Origin of the sequence: Facklamia miroungae (assembly GCF_012396555.1) — a bacterium.
Classification (GTDB): domain Bacteria; phylum Bacillota; class Bacilli; order Lactobacillales; family Aerococcaceae; genus Facklamia; species Facklamia miroungae.
Genome location: NZ_JAAXPS010000025.1, coordinates 1 through 1,336, shown reverse-complemented (window position 1 = coordinate 1,336; position 1,336 = coordinate 1). Strand labels below are relative to the sequence as shown.

General features: G+C 35.3%; 2 protein-coding genes. Both read right to left on the bottom strand.

The genetic code is table 11. From position 1 onward, the window contains the following. Positions 1-826, bottom strand: an 826-nt coding sequence (locus tag HF969_RS09710; protein ID WP_168427226.1) for an IS3 family transposase, incomplete at its 3' end; no start/stop codon positions are given. Further along, on the bottom strand, positions 778-1,336 hold a 559-nt coding region (locus HF969_RS09705; RefSeq protein ID WP_210727932.1), incomplete at its 5' end, for a helix-turn-helix domain-containing protein. The genes HF969_RS09705 and HF969_RS09710, both read right to left, overlap by 49 nt.

Genomic DNA, 1,336 nt, shown 5'->3' with positions numbered 1-1,336 from the left:
AGTGGTGAATATATTGATTGATCTTATTCTTTAGTTTCTTATAACTAGTCAGCGGTTCTCCATAATACATTTCTTGTTTTAGTAGCCCGAAAAAGTTCTCCATCGGAGAATTGTCCAAACAGTTTCCTTTACGTGACATGCTTTGGAAGATTTTATTTTCTTTTAATATCTTTACCCATTGTTTATGCTGATAATGCCACCCTTGAGCACTGTGGAGGGTTGTCCGATAGGTAGCTGCTGTTTTAATAATATCAATAGCGTCAGTCACTGGCTTCATGACCAAATCTAAAGTGGGATGCGAGCTAAGATTCCAGGCGATAATTTCAGAGTTAAATAAATCCATAATAGGGCTTAAATACAGTTTCTTCCCATCAGCTGTCTTGAACTCTGTCACATCAGTGACTAATTTTTGAAGAGGATATTTTGCACTAAAGCGACGATTGAGGTGATTGGGAGCAATTGTTCCCACAGCGCCTTTGTAAGAGCTATAGCGACGTGACTTCCGCCAGAATTTTGTACATCTTAAGCCGAGGTTATTCATGATTCGTAAAACTTTTTTATGGTTAATTTTTTGATGGTGTGTTTTGTATAATTCAGCAGTAATTCGTCGATAACCATAGGTTTCATTGGATTCAAGAAATATTTGTTGAATCTCTTCTTCTAATTTTTGATCAGGATTCACTCGATTTAATCGTTGTTTGTGATAATGATAAGAATTCGCTGGTAATTCGATCACCCACAAAATATCTTTTAAACGATAGCCATTTTGGATTAAGTCTAAAGCGAATTGGGTTTGTTGGGATCTCGATGGTCGTTGAGACCCCATTCCTTTAACTTTTTTAGATAGGCATTCTCAATCTCCAAATAAGTGACTTGTTGACGTACACGTTCTAATTCTGAATCATCGGTAACTTTATTCTTTTGACGCAGTTCTTTTTTATTAAGTTTCTTTACCACTTTGGGCGGCCTCCCTATCGGTCTATTCAGAGCTTCAGAACCCCCTTCAAGATAAATGCGTTTCCAATTAGCTATCATAGATGGATTCGTAAGATTAAAGGCGATTGCCGTTTCTTTATAGGAAGCTCCTGTTCTTTGTTTTAAGTGTAAAACATTCAGCTTAAAATCTAAAGAATAATCTGCTTTTCCTTGAATAGCTTTTAACCCATTTGTACCGTATCTTTTATAATTGTAAACCCAATTCTTGACTAAAGAAGGAGATGAAATCCCATATTTTTTTGTTAAAGCTTTGTAACCTAATTTTCCTTCAATATACTCTTCAACAACTTTTATTTTCAATTCATAAGCATATTTTTTAGACATAAAATGACCCCCAAAA